The sequence below is a fragment of the Oceanisphaera pacifica genome (assembly GCF_017498065.1).
Classification (GTDB): Bacteria; Pseudomonadota; Gammaproteobacteria; order Enterobacterales; family Aeromonadaceae; genus Oceanimonas; species Oceanimonas pacifica.
This window is the reverse complement of the sequence record NZ_JAGDFX010000013.1, coordinates 1-21,055: the sequence shown is the minus strand read 5'-3', so window position 1 is coordinate 21,055 and position 21,055 is coordinate 1. Positions and strand designations below refer to the sequence as shown.

At 44.0% G+C, this 21,055-nt stretch carries 19 protein-coding genes and 2 pseudogenes; 10 read left to right on the top strand and 11 right to left on the bottom strand.

The window, feature by feature from the left end; all coding sequences use genetic code 11:
* Positions 1 to 22 precede the first annotated feature (22 nt).
* From J3U76_RS11290 to J3U76_RS11270, 5 genes are all read left to right on the top strand, one after another.
* The gene (locus J3U76_RS11290; protein WP_481130284.1) at positions 23 to 775 is read left to right on the top strand and encodes an amino acid ABC transporter ATP-binding protein; all 753 of its coding nucleotides are present in this window, start codon (positions 23 to 25) and stop codon (positions 773 to 775) included.
* A 195-nt stretch (positions 776 to 970) separates the two neighbouring features.
* Positions 971 to 1,498 (top strand): hypothetical protein, encoded by a 528-nt coding sequence (locus J3U76_RS11285; RefSeq protein WP_208006078.1) that lies wholly within the window; start codon positions 971 to 973, stop codon positions 1,496 to 1,498.
* Positions 1,499 to 1,511: 13 nt separating this feature from the next.
* Positions 1,512 to 3,029: a molybdopterin-dependent oxidoreductase gene (locus tag J3U76_RS11280; protein ID WP_208006077.1), complete on the top strand. Its 1,518-nt coding sequence runs from the start codon at positions 1,512 to 1,514 to the stop codon at positions 3,027 to 3,029.
* Positions 3,030 to 3,039: 10 nt separating this feature from the next.
* Entirely contained in the window at positions 3,040 to 3,927 is an 888-nt protein-coding gene (locus J3U76_RS11275; RefSeq protein ID WP_208006076.1) for a hypothetical protein, read from the top strand.
* A gap of 119 nt (positions 3,928 to 4,046) precedes the next feature.
* Positions 4,047 to 5,396 (top strand): MATE family efflux transporter, encoded by a 1,350-nt coding sequence (locus J3U76_RS11270; RefSeq protein WP_208006075.1) that lies wholly within the window; start codon positions 4,047 to 4,049, stop codon positions 5,394 to 5,396.
* Positions 5,397 to 5,755: 359 nt separating this feature from the next.
* On the opposite strand, the gene J3U76_RS11265 is transcribed toward J3U76_RS11270, so the two are convergent.
* Complete coding sequence (locus tag J3U76_RS11265; protein ID WP_208006074.1) at positions 5,756 to 7,378, bottom strand: GMC family oxidoreductase; 1,623 nt, start codon at positions 7,376 to 7,378, stop codon at positions 5,756 to 5,758.
* A gap of 339 nt (positions 7,379 to 7,717) precedes the next feature.
* Here J3U76_RS11265 and J3U76_RS11260 point away from each other — a divergent pair, with 339 nt between their 5' ends.
* From J3U76_RS11260 to J3U76_RS11245, 4 genes are all read left to right on the top strand, one after another.
* On the top strand, positions 7,718 to 8,731 hold the full coding sequence (locus tag J3U76_RS11260) for a TRAP transporter substrate-binding protein (protein WP_208006073.1): 1,014 nt from the start codon (positions 7,718 to 7,720) through the stop codon (positions 8,729 to 8,731).
* Between the two features lie 225 nt (positions 8,732 to 8,956).
* Positions 8,957 to 10,909 (top strand): TRAP transporter large permease, encoded by a 1,953-nt coding sequence (locus J3U76_RS11255; RefSeq protein WP_208006072.1) that lies wholly within the window; start codon positions 8,957 to 8,959, stop codon positions 10,907 to 10,909.
* Positions 10,910 to 10,984: 75 nt separating this feature from the next.
* Complete coding sequence (locus tag J3U76_RS11250) at positions 10,985 to 11,392, top strand: heme-binding protein (protein ID WP_208006071.1); 408 nt, start codon at positions 10,985 to 10,987, stop codon at positions 11,390 to 11,392.
* Positions 11,393 to 11,424: 32 nt separating this feature from the next.
* The gene (locus J3U76_RS11245; protein ID WP_208006070.1) at positions 11,425 to 12,192 is read left to right on the top strand and encodes an IclR family transcriptional regulator; all 768 of its coding nucleotides are present in this window, start codon (positions 11,425 to 11,427) and stop codon (positions 12,190 to 12,192) included.
* 28 nt (positions 12,193 to 12,220) lie between these two features.
* Here the strand turns inward: J3U76_RS11245 and J3U76_RS11240 are convergent.
* The 3 genes and pseudogenes from J3U76_RS11240 to J3U76_RS11230 all read right to left on the bottom strand — a co-directional run.
* Positions 12,221 to 13,047 (bottom strand): annotated as a pseudogene (locus tag J3U76_RS11240) (ISAs1 family transposase); the annotation flags it as partial.
* 240 nt (positions 13,048 to 13,287) lie between these two features.
* Positions 13,288 to 13,722 (bottom strand): hypothetical protein, encoded by a 435-nt coding sequence (locus tag J3U76_RS11235; RefSeq protein ID WP_208006069.1) that lies wholly within the window; start codon positions 13,720 to 13,722, stop codon positions 13,288 to 13,290.
* On the bottom strand, positions 13,719 to 14,273 hold the full coding sequence (locus J3U76_RS11230) for a transposase (RefSeq protein WP_208006068.1): 555 nt from the start codon (positions 14,271 to 14,273) through the stop codon (positions 13,719 to 13,721). The genes J3U76_RS11235 and J3U76_RS11230 overlap by 4 nt, the downstream gene beginning before the upstream one ends.
* A gap of 228 nt (positions 14,274 to 14,501) precedes the next feature.
* On the opposite strand from J3U76_RS11230, the pseudogene J3U76_RS11225 reads away from it, so the two are divergent.
* A pseudogene (locus J3U76_RS11225) lies at positions 14,502 to 14,849 on the top strand (integrase core domain-containing protein); the annotation flags it as partial.
* Here J3U76_RS11225 and J3U76_RS11220 read toward each other — a convergent pair.
* The 7 genes from J3U76_RS11220 to J3U76_RS11190 form a co-directional block, all read right to left on the bottom strand.
* Positions 14,846 to 15,199, bottom strand: a complete 354-nt coding sequence (locus J3U76_RS11220) for a hypothetical protein (RefSeq protein WP_208006067.1) — start codon at positions 15,197 to 15,199, stop codon at positions 14,846 to 14,848. The pseudogene J3U76_RS11225 and the gene J3U76_RS11220 sit on opposite strands and share 4 nt — an antisense overlap.
* A 91-nt stretch (positions 15,200 to 15,290) precedes the next feature.
* The gene (locus J3U76_RS11215) at positions 15,291 to 16,040 is read right to left on the bottom strand and encodes a hypothetical protein (protein WP_208006066.1); all 750 of its coding nucleotides are present in this window, start codon (positions 16,038 to 16,040) and stop codon (positions 15,291 to 15,293) included.
* Between the two features lie 106 nt (positions 16,041 to 16,146).
* Positions 16,147 to 16,770 carry a hypothetical protein gene (locus tag J3U76_RS11210; protein ID WP_208006065.1) on the bottom strand — a complete coding sequence of 208 codons (624 nt, stop codon included), beginning with the start codon at positions 16,768 to 16,770 and terminating at the stop codon, positions 16,147 to 16,149.
* A 256-nt stretch (positions 16,771 to 17,026) separates the two neighbouring features.
* Positions 17,027 to 18,157: an ISAs1 family transposase gene (locus tag J3U76_RS11205; protein WP_208006064.1), complete on the bottom strand. Its 1,131-nt coding sequence runs from the start codon at positions 18,155 to 18,157 to the stop codon at positions 17,027 to 17,029.
* A gap of 497 nt (positions 18,158 to 18,654) precedes the next feature.
* Entirely contained in the window at positions 18,655 to 19,494 is an 840-nt protein-coding gene (locus tag J3U76_RS11200) for an LPO_1073/Vpar_1526 family protein (RefSeq protein WP_208006063.1), read from the bottom strand.
* A complete protein-coding gene (locus tag J3U76_RS11195; protein ID WP_208006062.1) occupies positions 19,494 to 19,682 on the bottom strand; it encodes a hypothetical protein in 189 nt (62 codons plus the stop codon). Before J3U76_RS11195 ends, J3U76_RS11200 begins: the two co-directional genes overlap by 1 nt.
* Before the next feature lie 110 nt (positions 19,683 to 19,792).
* A complete protein-coding gene (locus J3U76_RS11190; protein WP_208006061.1) occupies positions 19,793 to 20,377 on the bottom strand; it encodes a hypothetical protein in 585 nt (194 codons plus the stop codon).
* Positions 20,378 to 21,055 lie beyond the last annotated feature (678 nt).

The window sequence follows — 21,055 nt, the reverse complement described above, 5'->3', positions numbered from 1 at the left end:
CTCTTTTAGGAGTGACATATTGATGAATACACAGAACCAAGAAGCCATGATCACCCTACAAGGTGTCAATAAGTGGTATGGCGATTTTCATGTATTACGCGATATTGACTTAACCGTGACCAAGGGCGAGCGTATCGTGATTTGTGGCCCGTCAGGATCAGGAAAATCCACCTTGATCCGTTGCATTAATCGCTTAGAAGAACATCAAAAAGGCGATATTTTAGTGCGTAATACCCCATTAACCAACGATGTAAAACACATTGAAATCATTCGCCGCGAAGTGGGTATGGTGTTTCAGCACTTTAATTTATTCCCCCATTTAACCGTGCTAGAAAACTGCACCTTGGCACAAATTTGGGTGCGTAAAACACCTAAAAAAGAAGCCGAAGCCATGGCCATGAAATTACTCACACGGGTTAAAATTCAAGACCAAGCTAAAAAATATCCCGGCCAACTATCGGGTGGCCAACAGCAGCGCGTGGCCATTGCCCGCAGCCTGTGTATGAATCCCGAGATTATGCTGTTTGATGAACCCACTTCGGCACTGGATCCTGAAATGATCAAAGAAGTGCTTGATGTCATGGTAGAGCTGGCCGAAGAAGGCATGACAATGTTGTGTGTAACCCACGAAATGGGCTTTGCTCGCACCGTGGCTGATCGGGTTATTTTTATGGATGAGGGACAAATTATAGAAGAAAACGATCCAGAAACCTTCTTTCATCACCCTGAGTCTGAACGCACTAAATTGTTTCTTAGCCAAATATTGGGGCACTAGCCAAATAACTTAAGCTCAGCTTTGCACACACTCCATAGCGGCACTCTCTATACTGGGCGCCGTTTTAACTGATTATTGCGATTTGCTAAGCAAGTCGTATTGATTTAGAATTTTCTAATTATATAAATATATAATTTTAATCATCATATTATGCATGGCGCTAGTTGATGTTATTCAATGGAAATGTGATAAGTAATGGAAGATAAAAACTCTCCTGCCCTGCGTGTTGGTGTGGACTTTCGTGGTACCGAAAACGCGACTCAGCCCGTTCTTAACCATATTTTGCCAGGCAAAAAACGTGCGCCGTTTTTACGCTACATTCGTATTAACTTGCCCAAAACCACCCGCTTACTCCTAATTGCTGTGATCGCCGTGATTGGGGCTGCTTCTGCCGCCGTCGCGTTATCAAATCACGTGCCCTTTTTATACGCGACTCACGCTTTGTGGGCTATTGCTGGGGCAGCCGCCCTGTATGTGGTGGTGGGGTTGCTCACTGCTGCTCGTATTTGGACATGGGGCTTGGTTATCGCCTTGTGCTCTTTGCTAGTCTACCTCGGCGGCCTATTAGGTAACGCCCCCTATGTTTGGAATGGCGCCAGTGTGGTTAACGCAGCAATCTGGAATATTACCCTGCTGGCCTCTTTTGCCTACCTAGTACTGTTTGCAGCCCTGCGCTACGGCATGATTGTTGCCGCCCCCGACAACCAAAATTTTCTAGACTGATAAGGGTTTATCAATGGATCTCGGTTTTCCATGGTGGCTTCGTGTGGAGCACTTTCTGAATATTATCTTTATTACCTTTCTGGTTCGCTCAGGCCTAGAGATTCTGGGAACCTACCCTAAACTTTATCGCTCGCAGCATACTGTGCCTGGTTCATCTTGGGCGCAGTTTACGGTACAAGATGAACCTAAACATAAATACTACACAGTGGGCGGCGAAGACAGCGACTACTCGCCCCGCATTTCACTGCCCGGGCGTCGCTCGCTTGGCCTTGGGCGTTATTGGCACTTTATAACCGTCACCGGCTTTGTTAGCTGTTGGGTAACCTATTTCATATTATTAATAGTAACCGGCCAGTGGCGGCGTTATGTGCCCACCAGCTTAGATACCTTTTCTCAGGCGGGTCACGATATGCTGGCCTACCTTGCTTTTACTATGCCCCATCCCGTAGAGGGCATGGTATTTAATGCCCTGCAGCAACTGTCTTACGGCTTTGTGATCTTAGTGCTCACGCCTTTGGTCATCTTAACCGGCGCCTTTCAGTCGCCAGCCATTGCCAACCACTTTTCGCGCATTACCCGCATGCTGGGTGGCCGCCAAGTGATCCGCAGCACGCATTTTTTATGCTTAGTGGGCTACGTCGCCTTTTTTGTCGTGCATGTATTCTTAGTCTTTATGCACGGCTACTTGCACGAAACATCAAAAATGGTGTTGGGGCACTCCAACAATCCCGTTTTGGGCGGCGTAATATTCAGTATTGGCCTCGCTTTTATTATTACCCTGCATATAGTGGCCACACGCTGGAGCTTAGCTGACGGCCGTGCGGTGGAAAAATTACACAACATGATTGTGCGGCCCTGGTCGAACTTGCTGTATAAGTTGCCGGCGCGCATGCACTACGATCGCTCAAATATAACAGGCCAAGACGTAGGGCTTGAGCACGCTACCCAAAACTTTCGTGGTAGCGGACGGCCCCCCGAAACTGACGAATATTTGGCCCTAATGGCCAACTGCTACGAAGACGACTATGTGCTTGAAATTGGTGGCTATGTTGAGCGCCCAATGACGCTGACCATTGGTGAGCTTCGGGAGCTTGCAGCCAACCACTCGCAAACCACGCTACACCACTGCGTGCAAGGCTTTACCTCTATCGGCCGCTGGCGCGGCATTGCCCTGTCAGACTTGTTGGATTTGGTGCAACCGCTGCCCGGTGCCACTGATGTGGTGTACACCAGTTTTCAGAATATGGGCCGCGATGATGTCTTGTATGAAGGCGGAACCTACTATGAGTCGACCCCTATGGTGGAAGCGCGCATGCCGCAAACGCTGATTGCCTTTGAGCTTAACGACGAAGGCGAGATCCCAGCAAAAAATGGTGGGCCGGTGCGGCTACGTTTAGAAACCTCCACAGGGTTTCGTAGCCTTAAATGGCTAGAACGTATCGAGGTAGTCAACCGCTACGACATTATTCTGGAAGGTCGCGGTGGCTTTTTTGAAGATACCGATTTCTTCGACCGCAACCAGTTGATTTAAGGCTTTTAAAATGACGTTGAAAAAAACACGCCCCCGCACCCAAGCCGAGCTAGATGCCTATATTGCCACCCGTAAAAGACCGGTGCGTAATACTTATGAAGGCATGTACCCACTGCACGAGGACATGGAGCTGACAGACGAACAGGTGCAGAGAGTGCAAGACTACCTGCAAGAGGTGAACTTTCACCTGCCTGGTGCTGCTTCTCATGAGTTTCTTGTGGTGAGGTGGGCGCGCTACACTGGGTTTCAGTTTTTACAAGAACCCCTAGAGGCCTATGCCATAGGCCTTAGGTGCACGCATCCGGGCATGGAAGACCAACATACCTTTATTCGTATGTCTTGGGGGCAGTTAATGGGCGACCCCGAGGCGATTCGTTTGCCGGTTAACGAGCCAGTACTGGCCAGTGATATGATGACCCTCGCCCGCTATCGCGATACCCGCACCGGCCCCTCTCGCACCGGTGTTAACGCCTATAGTGCCACGCCCGACGGTGCTGCACACAATAATGCAGTACCCGGCACCGACTTTGATTTAACGCTATTAAATGGCGCACTCGATGACGTGATTGAGCAGCACCAGACTGGCAAAGGTCGGGAAATAAATTCTTGGTGGAACCCAGCCCTTAACTGGGGCGTGGCGCTAGCTGGGCGCTATCCGCGACTAAAGTACTTTGAGTCTAAAGGACGCCTAGATAAACAAGCTTTAACAGGGTTACACGCTTTTGAAGATCGGGCATCACAGGCAGAAACCGCGTTGCAAGCACTTGGGTTAGCATTACCTAAAGCCGTAGCTGAGGCTGCACTAAAGCAAGCGGAAAAGGCAGAAAGCGGTAACTTTGTTCGGCGCCATCGTATCCATAATCCCCAATCGCTTACCGAGTCTGAGCGTAATAATTAAGCGCGGCATTAATACGGCGCTGGTCGCTAAAAATGCTACTATCTGCCCCCCATCAACGCAGTGTTACCCACAGTACCGCTTAACAGTCTGTTTGGGTCAGCTAAACAAGGACTCCACTGATGAAAAGCGATTTTACTGAAGGCTCTGTATCGCAGCAGCTACTGCATTTTTCTTTACCCATTCTTTTCAGCAACCTATTGCAAGCCTCACTCTTGCTGATTACAGGCTTATGGGTCGGTAATTTATTGGGAAGTGCAGCCTTCGCAGCTGTTATTGTGAGTACCAGCATTGTAGTGGTACTACTCGCCTTTGTGATGGGGGTAAATAACGCAACGCTAACGGTTTTTGCGCAGCTAAAAGGCGCAGGTAATGAGGCCGAAACCCGATCTTACCTGAGCGCTTTCACCATATTGTTAACTGGGCTATCGCTGGTCATTGGTCTTGGCGGCTATGTGCTGGCCGAGCCGCTGCTGGCATTGCTCAATACGCCAGCCTCAATTGCCGACACCGCACAGCAGTACCTGCAAGTTATGTTTATCGGCACCCTTTTTCTTACGGGCTACAACTTTATTGGCAGTTTGCTGCGTGCGTTTGGCGACAGCAGAACCCCTATGTACTTTGTACTTTTGGCAACCGTGCTAACGGCATTATTAAACCCTCTCTTTATTGCCGGGCTTAATATGGGAGTAGCGGGGGCAGCTTGGGCCATGATTTTGGCGCAAGGCTTCGCCTTTATATATAGCTTATACTATTTAGCTGGCCGTTCAGAAATAGGCTTGCCTGCATTCCAATTACAGTGGCCTAAATCGGCTGAAATTCGCACCATTTTACAGCTGGGCGTGCCATCGGGCATTCAGATGATTGTTATCTATGCCGGCATGACGGTTATTATGGCAATGGTCAACAACTTCGGCGAAGACGTAGTAGCAGGCTTTGGCGCCGCACAGCGCCTCGATAATATAATTCTACTGCCCGCCATTGCCTTAGGTGCCGCTGTAAATGCAATGGCGGCACAAAACATCGGCGCTAATCAGTGGCCGCGAGTAGGCCAGATTACTAAAGTCGGCATTATATATAACTTAGGCGCGATGGGAGCCTTTGCTTGCGTGCTGTTTATTTGGGCCGAGCCGTTAGTAACACTCTTTATCAGCGATCAGGGCAGCGTAGCCTTTGGCGTGTCGTACTTGCGCACTATAGCCTTGTTTTACCCTTTTATAGGTTTAAACTTTATTTTAAATGGAGTAGTACGCGGCGCAGGCGCTATGTTCCAGATCCTTGCGCTAAATATCATCTCTTTGTGGATACTAAGGGTACCACTGGCTTATTGGATGATCTCACTATACGGTGAAATTGGTATAGCCCTTGGCATCGGCATCAGCTTTTTGATCAGCAGCCTGTTTTCTATTGCGTATTATCGCTGGGGTGGTTGGCGAAGCAAGCAACTGTTTACCGATAGAGCTTGCCAGTAACAGGAGCTGGAAACCTAAGATGCTAGCCAATGTTAAATTGCTTGGGTAACTCGTGGTTTAGCCATCCTAGCCTCTTGAAAAGTTTAACCCTGAACACTTTAAGTATAGATGCTAGGCTGAAAAAATAACTAATTCCTATGTGTGGCCTGTTGGTTAAAGTTGGCTTTTGCTAGACAATAAACTTGCCATCTGAACTTTTGGCCACAACCACCTAGGCATGACTCTAGTTGAGCATCAACCCAACTGGCTAGCTATGGCGCTATCACCGAAACGATAACGCCCTAAGATTAAAAAGGTTTTGGGCAGTTTTTAAATCGCTATAACCAAGAAAACTACTTTAATACCTGACTTTCTGTGATTTAACGACGCAATCGATCCTGCTTAATCATATCTGCACACTTTTCCCCGATCATGATGGAGGGTGCATTCGTATTCCCAGAAACAATAACAGGCATAATGGAAGCGTCGGCGACTCTGAGCCCACTTATCCCATGAACCCTTAGTCTATTATCAACTACAGCCATTTCATCATCGCCCATTTTACAAGTGCTGGTCGGATGGTAAATAGTCTGACTATAACGACGAGCGGCATTCAGTAATTGCTCGTCTGTTTGATATTGGCGGCCAGGGACATACTCATCAATAATAACGGGCTTAAGTGCGTCAGCTTCAGCAATGCGTCGAGCAACCTTAATAGCATTCACTGCGACTCGTAAATCTTCTTCCGCAGAAAGATAATTAGCCTGAATTGAAGGATGCTCATGGGGATCACTACTACGAATCTTAATGCTACCACGACTATGGGGGCGTAATTGACACACTGAAGCAGTGAATGCAGAAAAAGGATGGACACCTTCCCCTGGCTTATCAGCGCTAAGCGGTTGCATGTGAAACTGAATGTCAGGTCGATCTAGTCCTTCCTCAGACTTGGTAAATATACATACTTGGCTGGCTGCAAGTGTCAAAGGGCCAGTTCTAGAAACCGCGTACTGGATACCTACACCTAGTTTTTTCAAGGGATTATTCACTTCATCATTCAGTGTTTTGCAACTAGTTTTGAATACCAAACGTATTTGTAGATGATCTTGTAAATTTTCTCCTACACCTGGTAACGAGTGCAAACAGTTTACACCTACTGATTTGAGATGCTCAGGTTCGCCAACACCTGAACATTGCAATATTTGAGGAGAGCCAATTGCTCCGGCACTAAGCACCACTTCTCGCCCTGCGTTAGCTCGTAAAGACTTACCTTTGTGTTCAAACTCGATGCCTGTCGCTTGTTTGCCGTCCAATATAATACGACGGGTATGAGCTCGTGTGAGTAAAGTAAGGTTGGGGCGCTCCAGCGCTGGGCGCAAGAATGCTTTAGCACTACTACAGCGTAAGCCTTTATAGGCGGTTTGCTGAAAGTACCCAACCCCTTCTTGCGTTTCACCATTCACGTCCGAATTAGCTGGAATGCCAATTTGTTGTGCAGCTTTGATAAAACGTTCAGCTATTTCCCTACGCAGCCGAAGATCAGATACCTTGAGTGGTCCGTCGACCCCATGATAGGGATTTTCACCTCGAGACTGGCATTCAGATTTCTTAAAATAAGGCAGAACATCTTCATAACTCCAACCGTCATTACCCATAGCAGCCCAGCCATCGTAGTCTTGGCGCTGACCCCGAATATATAGTAAGCCGTTAAGTGAACTAGACCCCCCTAATACCTTACCTCTAGGCCACTGTAATTGCCGATCATTAATCCCTTTGTCTGGATCGGTAACATAGCACCAATCTGTAGCAGGGTTATGCATGGTCTTAAAGTAGCCTACTGGCACATGTATCCAAGGATTCCAATCTTTTCCTCCTGCCTCTAGCAGTAACACTTTGATCTCTGGGTCTTCGGTTAGCCGATTGGCTAACACACAACCAGCAGAGCCTGCCCCTACAATAATATAGTCAAACTCACCAAAAACCTGCTCTTGATATAAAGACATAACCAACCCACAAAAGTGATAACAATAGTATCAAAATAATCACTTTGTTTTTTATATCAAGTTAAATTTGTACTTTTTGTTAGTTTTTTGTTTGTTTTTGGGTTTTCACCTTATGTTCTTTAAGTGTTTTTGATGACGTTATATAAGATAACCTCCATAACCCCAAGACAAAACCAAACTCAAGGCACTGATATATAAGCAGTTTAAATTTATTGATACTCTTTTTATTAAAAAAACGAAGTTATTAATTGACAGTACTTGTTACTGATCCATATAGTTACCCTTGTTAAGAAAATGTTAAGCCCTGTTGGATGTCATATTTAAGAAAAGGAATATCTCATGAAAATCACTTCGTTCATTTTGTCCTCATTGGCACTGACAATGTCAGTTAGTACAGCCGCTGTGGCTGATTACTCAGGCCCTAAAGTTAAGATGAAACTAGCGCACCCTGCTCCTCCTGGAAGCCATATCACTGCCGCTTACAAAAAGTTTTCCGAACTAGTTAATGATAAATCAGATGGTAAAATTAAAGTGCAATTGTTCCCAGGCTCAGTATTAGGCAGTGATAGAGTTATGATTGAAGGAGCTCAAAGAGGAACATTAGAAATTGGTGTAAGCTCAACTCCAAATCTGGCCAGCTTTACCTCTATTTACCAAGTTTTTGACCTACCTTATATCACTAGTCCTGAGCATCAGGAAAAACTGTATAAGTCACTAGATAAAGGAGGACCTCTAAATACCTATTTAGAAAAAGTCGCCAATGATATCGGTCTGCAGCCTATTATGTACGCAGAGTATGGTTATCGTAATTTTGTATCTAAAGATCGTCCATTAAATAAACCGAACTCTCTTTCTGGGCTAAAGGTAAGAACCACTGATTCACCTGTAGATGTTGCAGTAGTTAAGGCATTAGGCGCTAACCCTGCACCTATTTCCTGGGGTGAGGTTTACACTGCACTACAGCAGGGCACCATAGATGCAGAAGGTAATACTTTTGATCTTATGTATGGCGCAAAACATCATGAAAATATAAAATATGCTGTTACCTCAGCTCATAACTATGGCATGCAAGTGGCTATGGCTAATAAGAAGTGGTGGGATGGATTGCCCGATGAGACACAGCAGTTGATCGAAGAAGCTTCTCAAGAAGCGGTAACTTACCAACGTACTGTGGCCTATCCTGAAAATAAAAAAGAATCACGTCAAGGAATGATTGATGCTGGCGTTATTATTCATGAAGCTTCAGAAGATGAGTTGGCAGAATATCGAAAATTAACTAAACCGGTATTTGATGAGTTTTCCAATAAGCTCCCTGTTGAATTGATTCAGTTGATTCAAGACACTCAGAAATAATTTCAACTCTAGTGAACTATCTCTATAAATTAGCCAGGGAAAACGCATGAGTGAATGTAGAGCATACTTTCCAAGGGAAATATATCGCTACAAAAATAATTGGCTACTATTCTGCATCCAAAATTGTTACTTGGTTCAGCTCATGCGGTCGCCCTAATAAACTAGCGGAAGTGATTTACTCCCGCTATCGGGTATTATTTTAGAATATAAATCTGGAGTTACTGTATGGAAACTGCAAAGGTGTACAGGGAATTACCAAAAGAGAAAAAGCCATCCACCTTTAATCTATTTATTAAAAACTTTGAAAAACCATTTCTATTCATCGGTTTAATATCGATGATTATAATCATTAACTATCAAACATTCTTCAGATACTCTATTTCTGCTATGTTAAACATGACAGGCACTCCAGAGTTCGAACAAATGTTTGGCTTCTTGATAAATATAGAGGAATTTAGAAATGGCATTAAAAATGCTTCTGGCTGGGGAATCTGGAGTGAAGAACTAGCTCGCTATATATTTATCTGGATATCATACCTTGCAGTATCTCTATCAATTATTACAAGAAGTGGTATACGTGTTGATGTAATTCATAATAAACTATCCAAACGCTACCAAGATATACTCTGGGTAGTGATTGATAGCTGCACCCTAATATTAGTATTTTTATTTTCCTTTATGGGTTTTGGCTATGTAGAAATGCAGTGGATCATGCCACAGACAACACCGGCTTTGCAAATTGGTTACTATATTCCCTATTTAATTCTACCTATAGGGTTTGGCCTGATGACGTTACGCACACTACAATCCTTGTGGCGTCAGAGCAGAAGTATGCACATTCGTGATATATGTATAGGTCTAATCACCCCAGCTATTATTTTTGCTCCCGTATTACTATCTGATGAATGGAACGCGTCTCTATTATTGTTCGGTTATTTTATTTTATTTTTATTGATGGGGGTACCCATTGCTTTTTCGCTAGGTTTATCTGGATTAATGACAGTGCTAGGTGCCGGTACGCTACCGGTAGATTATCTAGCACAAATTGCTTTTTCTTCTATAGACTCCTTCCCTATCATGGCTATTCCGTTCTTTATAGCTGCAGGAGTATTTATGGGAGCGGGAGGCTTATCTTCACGGCTGCTCGCATTGGGGGATGAATTAGTTGGAGCTTTACCTGGCGGTATGGCGTTGACCAGTATTATGACCTGTATTTTCTTTGCTTCAATAAGTGGGTCAGGCCCTGCGACAGTAGCTGCAATTGGCTCTATTACTATTCCAGCGATGATAGCCCGAGGATATGATAAGTATTTTTCTGCTACCGTTGTTGCGTGTGCGGGGGCCATAGGGGTTATAATTCCACCAAGTAACCCTTTTGTTGTCTACGGGGTATCCGCTCAAGTATCAATTGGCAAGTTGTTTATCGCAGGTATTATTCCTGGTCTGATCATGGGGGTAGCACTGATGATTATCACTTATATTATCTCCAAGAAAAATGGCTGGTACGGTGAAGTACGTAAACGATCATTAGCAACTTTTATGGCGGCAGCTTGGCAGGCTAAATGGGCATTGATGGTGCCAGTTATTGTACTCGGCGGTATCTATGGCGGTATTATGACACCAACAGAAGCTGCTGCTGTTGCCGCCTTATATGGCTTACTCGTAGGACTGTTTATACATAAGGAATTAACCTTTAGCAATCTTTGGTTATCGACTCAAAGTGCTGCGAGCATTTCATCAATTATTATACTACTGATGGCCATGGCTACTATTTTTGGCAACATCATGACAATTGAACAAATACCTGAAGCAATTGCCGATCTAATTCTTTCGATAACCTCGAACAAGATCCTTATATTGCTAATGATAAACGTATTTTTACTATGGATTGGTGTTTTCATGGAAGCCTTGGCGGCTATTGTAATTTTAACTCCTATTCTACTGCCATTAGTGTTAGCTGTGGGCGTGAATCCAGTTCACTTTGGAGTAATGATGGTTATGAACCTAGCAATTGGTTTTATTACACCACCGGTAGGTGTTAACTTATTTGTGGCCAGTGGTATTGCCAACATCAGTATTAGCGGGCTTGCTAAAAGTGTTTGGACATACTTACTAATGATGATTGCTGTTTTATTACTTATAACTTACATACCAAGTATTTCATTACTATTGCTATGATATAACTCTCAATAAAGCAGAGTCTGATGGCTTTGCTTTTAGTATTTAAAAGCAATAGATATTAAGGAGGTTGCTGTGTCTTTAAGTACTCGTAGTATCATTAAAGCCTGTAAAATAACCGTAGAGGAAATTATAAAAGAAGATGGTCAGGCTGTATGCTTAGCTGTAGTGGATAGTAGTGGAGCATTATTTTATTTCTATAGAATGGATAATGCGGCAGAACGACTGATCAATATTGCAATAGGAAAAGCTTATACATCGGCTAGAATGGGAGTGACAACGGCTATATTCAGAGTTCGATTGATCAATGAAAACCTATCTACTTTTGACTTTATGGATAGCAATTTTACCTCACTTCCAAGGGGTATACCGCTATTTAATGAGAAAAATCTGATTGGTGGAGTTGGTGTTAGTGGTCGAGACTTCGAAGGAGATATATTACTTTGTAAGCAGTTCTCAGAACGTATTCAGAGCGTCCTATGATAAACTGTGCAAACATTGATTCAGGAGACATTATGAGTACACCAGCTAGTACAACCAACTCAAGTTTGCTCCGTGCTTTTGCTTTAATCGAAGAAATAGTCAAAAGAGACGGGGCAACCACGGTGGCAGATTTATGTCTACGCCTAGATGTCCCTAAGCCGACAGCTCATCGCATTATCAGCCAATTGGAAAAAGAGAATTTACTACAGAAAGAACCAGGGGGGCGTCATTTAACTCCTGGCCCACGTTTGAGGACAATGGCTTTAAACGTACTAGCTCAACGTAGTGTAGGGGCCCCCCGTCGAGCCATACTTCAACGGCTCGCCGAGGAGTTGGGAGAAACTTGTAATATTACTTTATTAGATGGCCATGAGCTCGTTTATTTCGAACGAGTTGAAACTAACTGGCCGGTAAGAATACAGTTACCTTCTGGTTCACGCATGCCTTTGCACTGTACTGCGAGTGGTAAGCTATTTTTGGCGCTGATGCCGTTACATCGCCGCAAAGCACTACTTGCTAACTTATCATTAGACTCCCACACAGCTAATAGTATTACTGATCGCGTTTTACTAGAGCAAGAAATGGGGAAAATTATTGAAAATACATTAAGTACTGATAACGAGGAGCTTATTGAAGGCATGGCCGCAATTGCTGTTCCTATTTACGATGACGTAGGGCAAGTTCGTGCCACCTTGGCCGTGCATGCACCAACAATACGTAAACCTCTGGCTAGTCTTATGGACTATGCCCCCCTGCTGCGCCGTACTGCTGCTCAATTACAAGCTGTTCTGGATTTATAGCAAGGTGGGAGCATACTCTGTTGGTAATTTAACCAAAAAATAATTGAGCCCGGTAATCGTCGTTCCAACTTGCCCGTTTCAGCTTGTTGTGCTGACTCGGGGAGCCGCACTGACTTTGCTTGAGAATGTGCATGATAAACCGCCGGAACAAGGCTATATTTTCGACAGCACCTTCCGTGGCAATCCGTGAGGCATCTTCGTTAAACACCACATCCAGAATGTAGTGTTGGCTGTTCTCGATACGCCAGTGCTGACAAATATTGTGCCCCAGCAGCTTGTGTTTAGGCGACAGTGAACTGACATAGTAAGAAGTATCCACTGTCCCTTTACCATTAATGGTACGGTGGCATTCAATGGCGATGATACTCCGAATAGTCGGCCATTTTTCTGCCAGTCCCTCAGGAAGTTTCGCTTTAATTGAAAGACATAGCGCTCTTCCTTACGGCCATGACTGGCTTCTTTGTGTTCGACAACGATCTTCTCTTTACCAGCATCGAAAACAGCCTGGAACTGAGATTGGACCGCTTCGCGCAGCTTGCGTTGATTATGTTTTACCTGCACCACCACATGCGCTTTCTTGTCCTGAATCTGCTCCAGTGTTTCCCGCTGACCGTGCAGAGCATCAAGCGTGACCACAGAACCTTTGAGGTTGAGGACTTCCAGCATTTCTCGGACGGTGGCGATTTCTCCCTTCTTTGAAGGCGTCGCTTTTTGGCTTAACACCAAGCCATTTTCGGTATCGTAAGCAGTCACCAGCTGCACCGTTTTAGAGGCATTTTTTCAATATGAGCCACGTAGCACTTTGCCATCAAAAGCAATGATAGGTTTGCCATGATGGGTTCGGTGCTCATAAACCTAAAAACCTAAAATGCCACCCAATGTTAAATTGTTTCACTAAGACTCATGTTGAGCCAACAACCTAGACTTTTGGCAGTGATTAGCAAAATTGTATGGGATGAAAAACTAAAATAGAGCTGATTGCTACTATTTGATGTGATCCGCTAGTAATTTGCTTCGTTTAAGCGGTGTTCAGGCAACACTTGTGCACTCCTGTTGGAGTGTAAGTATTTATCTATGTTGATTGAAGCTAAGTGCTCAGCTTGACCAGTGTTGGCAACTTTTAAGGTGCGCGCGCCGCTGCATACCTAAGTGTTTGCAGTAACGCGTTAAGTCTTCAAGCGACCCAACCGGTCCCGTAAACAGATACTTAAACTCTTCGGTTATTTTTAACCAGTTTTCTAGCGAAATATTCAATCTGTTCAGTATGTTGGCGGTGCTGTCTGCAATGGCACCTCGTTTATCATTACGTAATATTTTGCCCATATCGTCCACGAGGGTGATGTAGTCTTTTACGTCAAACAGTAAGCCTTTGGGCAACTCTTTGCGGTCATTACCCACAAAGGGCAGTAGACGCTTCGGTTGTGCTCCCTGTTTTGCAGCATCAATACGTCGCTTAATGCTGGTGTGCTTAGACGTTTCTGGGGTGGTAGCCATTTGTGCGCGAATGGGGTTTAAATCGACGTAAGTCATACAGGCCAGCACCGCGGCTTCATCGAGTAAGGCTTGAGATTTAAAGCGCCCTTCCCAGAACCTTCCCAGAAGCGTCCCGTGCAGTTATCTTCTTTATTCGCTTGGCGAGCTATTGGCTCGTTTAAGGCGCGCATAAACCAGCTGATGTCTATCAGTCGACGTCGATACTCGGCAACCCTCTCGTTAAGTGTGTCGATCTCATAAGCCTTAACGACCTCACCGTTCGCAAAACGTTGGGTGAGCGGTGTGCCTTTAAACAGCTTATGCCATTGATTTACCAAATCAATATCTCGCCAATTCATTGCTGTTTCTGCATCAATACGTAGCACCACATGCACATGATTAGACATAACTGCATAAGCGGTAATATCTATAGCAAACGCCTGCGTCAAAAACAGTAATCGCTTCTCTAACCATTGTCGACGGTGTTCAAACGTGCGACCAGAAACCTCATCCACACCACACAAAAATGCCCTTCTCACCGTGCGACTTACGCAATGATAAAAGGGCGTATCTTGTAAACTCACTTGGGCAACCCGTGGTTTAGCCATCCTAGCCTCCTAAAAAGTTCAACCCTGAACATTTTAAGTATAGGTATTAGGCTAAAAAACAACCAATTTCTATGGGTGGCCTGTTAGTTGTCGACTTTGTAAACTCACTTGGGCAACTCGTGGTTTAGTTATCCTAGCCTCCTAAAAAGTTCAACCCTGAACATGTTAAGTATAGGTGCTAAGCTGAAAAACAACCAATGTCTATGGGTGGCCTGTTAGTTCGATGGTAACGATAACCCGTTCTCAGAGTCCATATTCCGAACATTAAAGTATTGTCCCGCATGGCCAGTCAAGGGCTTCACCTCATTGACTGCGGTGCGTGAATGGATGCTCGCGTTTGAACATGGATATAACGAACAGCATCTGCACAGCGGTATTAACTTCGTCACGCCAGCAGATAGGCATCGTGGCGATGACGCCGAACGCCTTGCGCAAAGGCAGCAAGTTTACGAAGCAGCCAAGCGACAGCATCCTCGGCGCTGGTCGGGTAATACCCGAAACTGGGAAGTGACGGGAGCTGTCTCGCTCAATCCCTGTAAACTCGAGGAAATGGAGCGAAAAAAAATGGCTGCTTAGACAGTCTTATTTGGACAACTGGGTTGAAAGTCACCGGTATCCAAAAAGGACGTGTCTAGTGCCGGAAGTAGCGAGTTAGACTTTAATTGATCAATCACGAAGCTTTCATAAACGTCTTGAGAGTTAATTCTCTTCTGGGCCTCAAAATATATATTTTTTGCTTTTTTATTCACATTGCCGAGCTCGCCTAGCTTTTTGACAATATCATCGAATAGCGCGATATACGTCAAGACGATGCAGGCTCTATAGGCGTTGGCCATGTAGCATGACATCGCTTCTTTCATGTAATCTTTTACCTGGTCATCCTCTACGCTGTTAACCAGCTCTTCCATGTCATGTAAATGCGGCATATCTATAGAGACTCCTCATAGCTTTGCATAACGCCTTGCTCACCGGTAAATTAGGAGCGAAGCGAGTAATTTATCCGCGTGCAGCAACTTGTTATGCACTGATATGAGCTGCCAATTCATCACGATCCTCTTTAGGGATTATGTTAAGAAACATTAAGTCATAGAGGGCCAGACCAATACCTTGCACCCTTACGATACTAGGATTTACGTCAGTAAGCCCAGGTGTGTGCTGACCTTCGCAAATAATGAGCCCAGAATTTTCCATAGAGAATATCTCTTGGATGACAACAACCTGCTTGAAAGTAAGTTGTACATTCCTAAAGTTCCCTTTTTTAAGGCTGTACTCCTCTTTATTACTTAATATGCTCAGCAAGCACAGCTGACCATAGGTAAGTTGGTTGGCAATGCTAATAAGTCTATTTGCTTGATGTTTATCAACATCCTCACGGAAGCTTATATTTGCAAAAAGATACCCTAGATATATTGATTTCTTTTCTTCATGTGAATTCTTTGCTGCAAGCAAGCACCCCTCAAAGACTTCTTCAGCACTACTTCTTTCGCCATCAAAGAAATCATCATCCCTTACTTTTTTCCCAAGATCTTGAAATAGTTTTATGTGAGAAATTGCTGTCTGCGCAGTTGCCCCAACCCTAGCTTGTTCGCGATCAGACAAAATACGATTTGCTACCTCAGATAAAGCGTGCTCTACAGCAACACCAATACTTCCTGCTGCTGCCGCAAGCAATGGCCCACCGGCCATAAAGCCAACTCCAGCGCCTATGGAGGCACCTGTAATACCAGAGCCCTTTTTAATGATTGCTAAAATTTTCTCTTTATCCATAAATAACACTCACATTGACTGCATAACGCCATTGTTCAGCGGTGCCCTTGTAGCGCAGCGAAAAGGGCATCCGGTGGAGGGCCGTCAGGCCCGTAACGAACTGGAACTACTGGTTATGAAGAGACTGCATCTCCTCCTGTATAAACTTTGCCGACCTTACCGGAAACGTTTGAACCAACATCATTACTGCAATGGCAAAGAAAAAAGCCCCTAAGCCTACAAACATGAAAAACTGAACGATGCTGATTTCGTCGATTTGAGCAGGAACTATGAGAGTTAATAGCCCCAAAAGCGCCAAAATGCATCCAAAAACTAAGTTGAACCAGAACCCCAATCGGTCAAACAACGTCAGTTTTACCTTCAGCTGCGAATCCTTATATTCGAGATGCGTCAGCGCTCTCTTGAAGTGAAAAAAGCCGAGGTTTCCTTCTGTTTTCTTGTGCAGGCTAATAATTGCTTCTCTGAACTCCTTTTCTAGTCGCAGCCCGGTAGCTATTTTGAAGTGCTCTGTAGCAAGCTCCTCTTTCAAGTGCTCTTTCGTAAGGCCATCTACATGCTCGCAACCAAGCGCCTCGGATATCTTCAAAATTCTGGCGCGCTTTCTCTCCTCTAGGTAATCCGCAATTTTCTTGTAGTTAAAAATAATAGCTACAACAACTATTATCACTGAAACCAATATGTTGCCTTCTTCAACACTTGAGACAATACGGTCTAAAAATCCGAGATCCATGCTTACTACCTTTCTCCTTCATAACGCCGCCAACACAGGCGAGCGTTAGCGAGTCCAGCCAGCTTGCTGGCGTTTGTGATTGGCCTTGTTATGAGTTTTTGATGGCACTATAAAACTCTGCCTGTCCATCCGGAAGAGTCGATATGAAAAAACTCCGCCTCTCGGGCGACGTCGTTACGCTTCATGGACTCAAGATTCTCGCCACAATACGGACAATGTGAGATACCGATAATGGTCTGCCATATCCAGGGCAAGATTACGAAAGCCCTTGCCCTGCAAGGAGTCGCGATAGGTATTCATTATTTCGGCCTGCTCGTTTTTGCTTTCGCTTAATGCCGGCTTTGAAACTCGTGTCCGCGCTAAGTAAGTTCAGCGCAATATGTCGTATCGCAGCAAAGTTTTCTCCTGCTTGTTCACGCCTGATCCGGCATTCATCCTCACGCATGCCAACATCTAATCGCCAGTGCAGCTGCGATTCTATAGACCAATGAGTTCGGCTAGCTTCTAATAACTCTTTTGATGTTAACTGAGCGGAGCTAATGTAATAGCGAAGCGTAATGCCTGTCGCAGGTTGGCCTTTCTCTTGCCGTATGGTGGCAACAATGCCTATTGTTTTAAGCTCTGGCCACTCAAAGGCAATATCACCGAGTACCGACAGGTCGTCATTGACCAAGCATAACCTTGTTTCTACCCGACCATGCCCTTGCTCTTTTGTACTATAGGTATCGCCGTCTTCACGTTGGAGCATCTCGAGTTTAAAGTAGTTATCAAACGCAGCTTCTAGGCTTGGTTGGTTGCTTTTAACCGACAGTAGATAGTCTGCCTCTTTACTTACAACCTTCCTAGCAATGGCTTTCTGGCAACCCATAGCATCGATGGTAATCAAACACCCTCGGATGTTTAGCAGCTCTAACAACTCAGGAATAGCGGTGATCTCATTACTTTTTTCAGCTGTTTTAACTTGTCCTAATACGACCTTATTAGCAGCACTAAACGCACTCACCATATGGATGATACCGTTCCTGCGATCTTTGCTATAAGTGCCGCGCAGGCTCTTGCCATCGATAGCAATCACTTCACCTTCGGTCGCTATATGGCAATCTCTCATCCACGCAGCAAAGCTCTTTTGTAGCTGCTTCGCTGAGATCATGCTCATCACACGAGCAATCGTATCGTGCACGGGAATACCGTTCTCAAAATCTCCGTATTGTTGCAGCCACTCTAAATGGTCAACGCCAAAGTCCTCTATTTCTTCCCAACCTTCAGCGCCGCCAATCACCGCAACAATGACAAGAAACAGGATATCCGACAGCTTATGCTCTACTTTCCACTGCTGGCGAGGGTCATTAATAATAGTCAGATAGTCCAAAAGGTTGAGTCCATTCATGGCGAGAATTCCCATTGAAAAGACAGTATATGATCACAGGCAACATTGATCGTCAAAGCGATCATATAAATAAACTGTTTTTCTTTAATAAAGGCGCAATTTAAGGTACAAAGTGACTGTTATATTCAAAATCACACCTCGCTGTAAGCCTTGCTACATAAGGGTTTTTCATGATCTTGCCCTGCTGCCATATCGAATCGCCGACTTCATCAAGATAATGATTCTTTTCAAGGTCAGACTCACTTGCACTTCTCTGGATGACTAAACACCACTCCCACACTTCACTGTCTAAGAATTCATCCGAACGATAAACGTAAATATCGTTACTCGGAATTAATTGGCATCTATGTTCGTACTCCAAAGACTCCACTCTATACCTCTACATCGTTGTGGCTCATAACGCCGCCATAAGAGGCGGGAAATGCTTGGCTAAAATCAGCGACGGAGGAGCGTAAGCCAAGCGTTTTACGTCCTTTTGATGGCCTTGTTAGCACTCTCTATTTGAACAGTTGCTTAATATCTATTTGTGTGAACTTAGATAGGTTCAACCACCCTATCAACCTGCCAACAGCAGTAAGTTGGAAATGGCCTATATGTAATTTTGTAATTAGATCTTGAAGTTCGCTAAAGCTATTTAAACCATTCTTGTTAGAATACTCAATTATCTGCTCGGCATTTTTTCCTTTAAGTTCGGGTATATCCTTGATAAATGACGGAGTGACACCAACGTGGGTTATTCCTCTAGCAACGATTGCCCCTGATACAGAAATATATTGAAGGTCACTTTGAGTAACTTGGGAACATTTAGAAATATGAGACAAAGTTTGACCTACTATATGATTAATAGTCTGTAGGTTTGGTGCAGTTAATGCAGCTTCATTAACCAAAACTTCCAAGCTTAGATAGCTTACATGCTTAGGAGATAAGTTCGGTAATATCCGCCTAGCTTCAGCAGCTATTAATTCTATTAACTCAGGACAGTCTTTGGACATCATTGTGCAAAATAGTTCACACAACAAACCCACATTACTTTTTTCCCCTTTCCTCGCAACGTCAATGGCCATAGCTTGCATTTCATATTGCATTGCTGGCTCTTCAAATTTTCGAGGATCAATCTGGTCTTTATGCTTTATAAATGACTTTTGCAATTCATCTAGCATTGCTTCTATTCGTTGATCTGCTGTTTCTTTAGCCGCTTGTTGTATTCTAGGGAAGTTTAATTCGAACAGATCTAAGAAAATCGCACGTAACTCTTGGTAAGGGGTAATAGTCACATTGCCACCGGCTTGAATAGCCGTGGAATTCTCACCTACATCTTGTTTTTGTTTTTCAAACACTATTCTTTGCCCCCAATATTCCCTTTCATATTGCCACCAACCTGTATGGCTGCACTTCCATCGCCGACTTTCATTTTCTGATTCGTAGCTTTGCTGTAGCCTTGTTTATAACCAATAAACCAGAAAATAATGCTAGATCCTAATCCAGAAAATATCCATTCGTAATTATTTTGAAGAAACTCAACCATGATGGTTACTCCTTGAGTGCTAACGCCGCCAACACAGGCGAGCGTTAGCGAGTCCAGCCAGCTTGCTGGCGGTTGTGATTGGCCTTGTTATGTGGCTGTTTAAATAGATTTTATAATCTCACTAATTTTTCTTGCTCTCGCTTGAGAATATCAATACTTACTTTTGCTATTAAACATGATGAATCATTTTTCTCAAATACTGAAAACACTTGAATCAGTATAGCTAGGCACTGACCTGGGCTAAAATGCTCTTCAGGGAACTTGTAATACCCAACATCTGCGCTCTTGTTGTGAACCCAATGGCGACGAACTTTATTTAATGCATCGAGTTGCAGGAATAAATTGCTTTCTGCGACATTACGTTGATTTAAATACGTCTCTGCAATATAGGCATATCTGTTCACAGGAGAAGACTGTTTTTCAGCTTTTGATTTTGACTCTTTCTCTAAAATATAATCGTAATAGAAAGCTTCGAGAACCATTGCTGTAAAAGTTTGCGATATTAACCATCTACTGTCCCAGTTAGGGCAATCACGATTTATTGTTTCAGGTGGTATATTTTTATGTTTATTTTTTTGCACCAAATACTTGAAGTCACTAGCCCAACCATTAGCTTGTAAAATGACTACTTTCAGTAGTTCACCAATACCACCAGATCTTACTTGTACAACCTGTCCGTTCACATCTCTTAGCATTATGACTCCAAATACTTATTGCCACTTGCCGATGCCTGCCACATAACAGCTAATTCAACGACAAATGACATCTATGCAAAGTGCGCTTATTTTACGAAGCTCAAATGCCATTTTTAAAATATCCTTTATTATCAGTAACCTAAAGCACGACAAACACGGAACTTCGAAAAACAAGCGTCAAGTGTCGCTTTTTACGCACAATAACTGTTCGCTTATCTCTTTTTACTTACACCAACTATTCCATATTTTTCAGTGACTTGTAAGCTTTAGAAAGTAAATAGTGCGGAGTTTTACGACAATTGTCGTATAGCTCCGCTTTCATCAAGGTGCAATTACCGCAGCAGGCAACTAATACCCCCTTAGGGGAGCTGTAAGCCGTCAGCTTTAAGCGATCAGATAAAACCAATAGCCGAGTGTCACATGGATGAGGGTTAAGCGAGTTGGCGCAGAGAAGTAGACAACTAAGACCCAAGCTTACGGCTTTCCGTGTTCTTACGTGGGTTCAGTTGCAAATAGTTTATCTCTTTGGCCTAGCTTGCCGCTCCGGCAGGCAGGGCAAGAGCATGAAGGAAACTCTTACATTTCAATCACTTTTGAAAGATACTGTTCGTTCAATGCTGCTTTTAAACGCTTTTTCTTAATGCTTAATTTAAGACTCGTTTCTTGCCGAAGTAAATT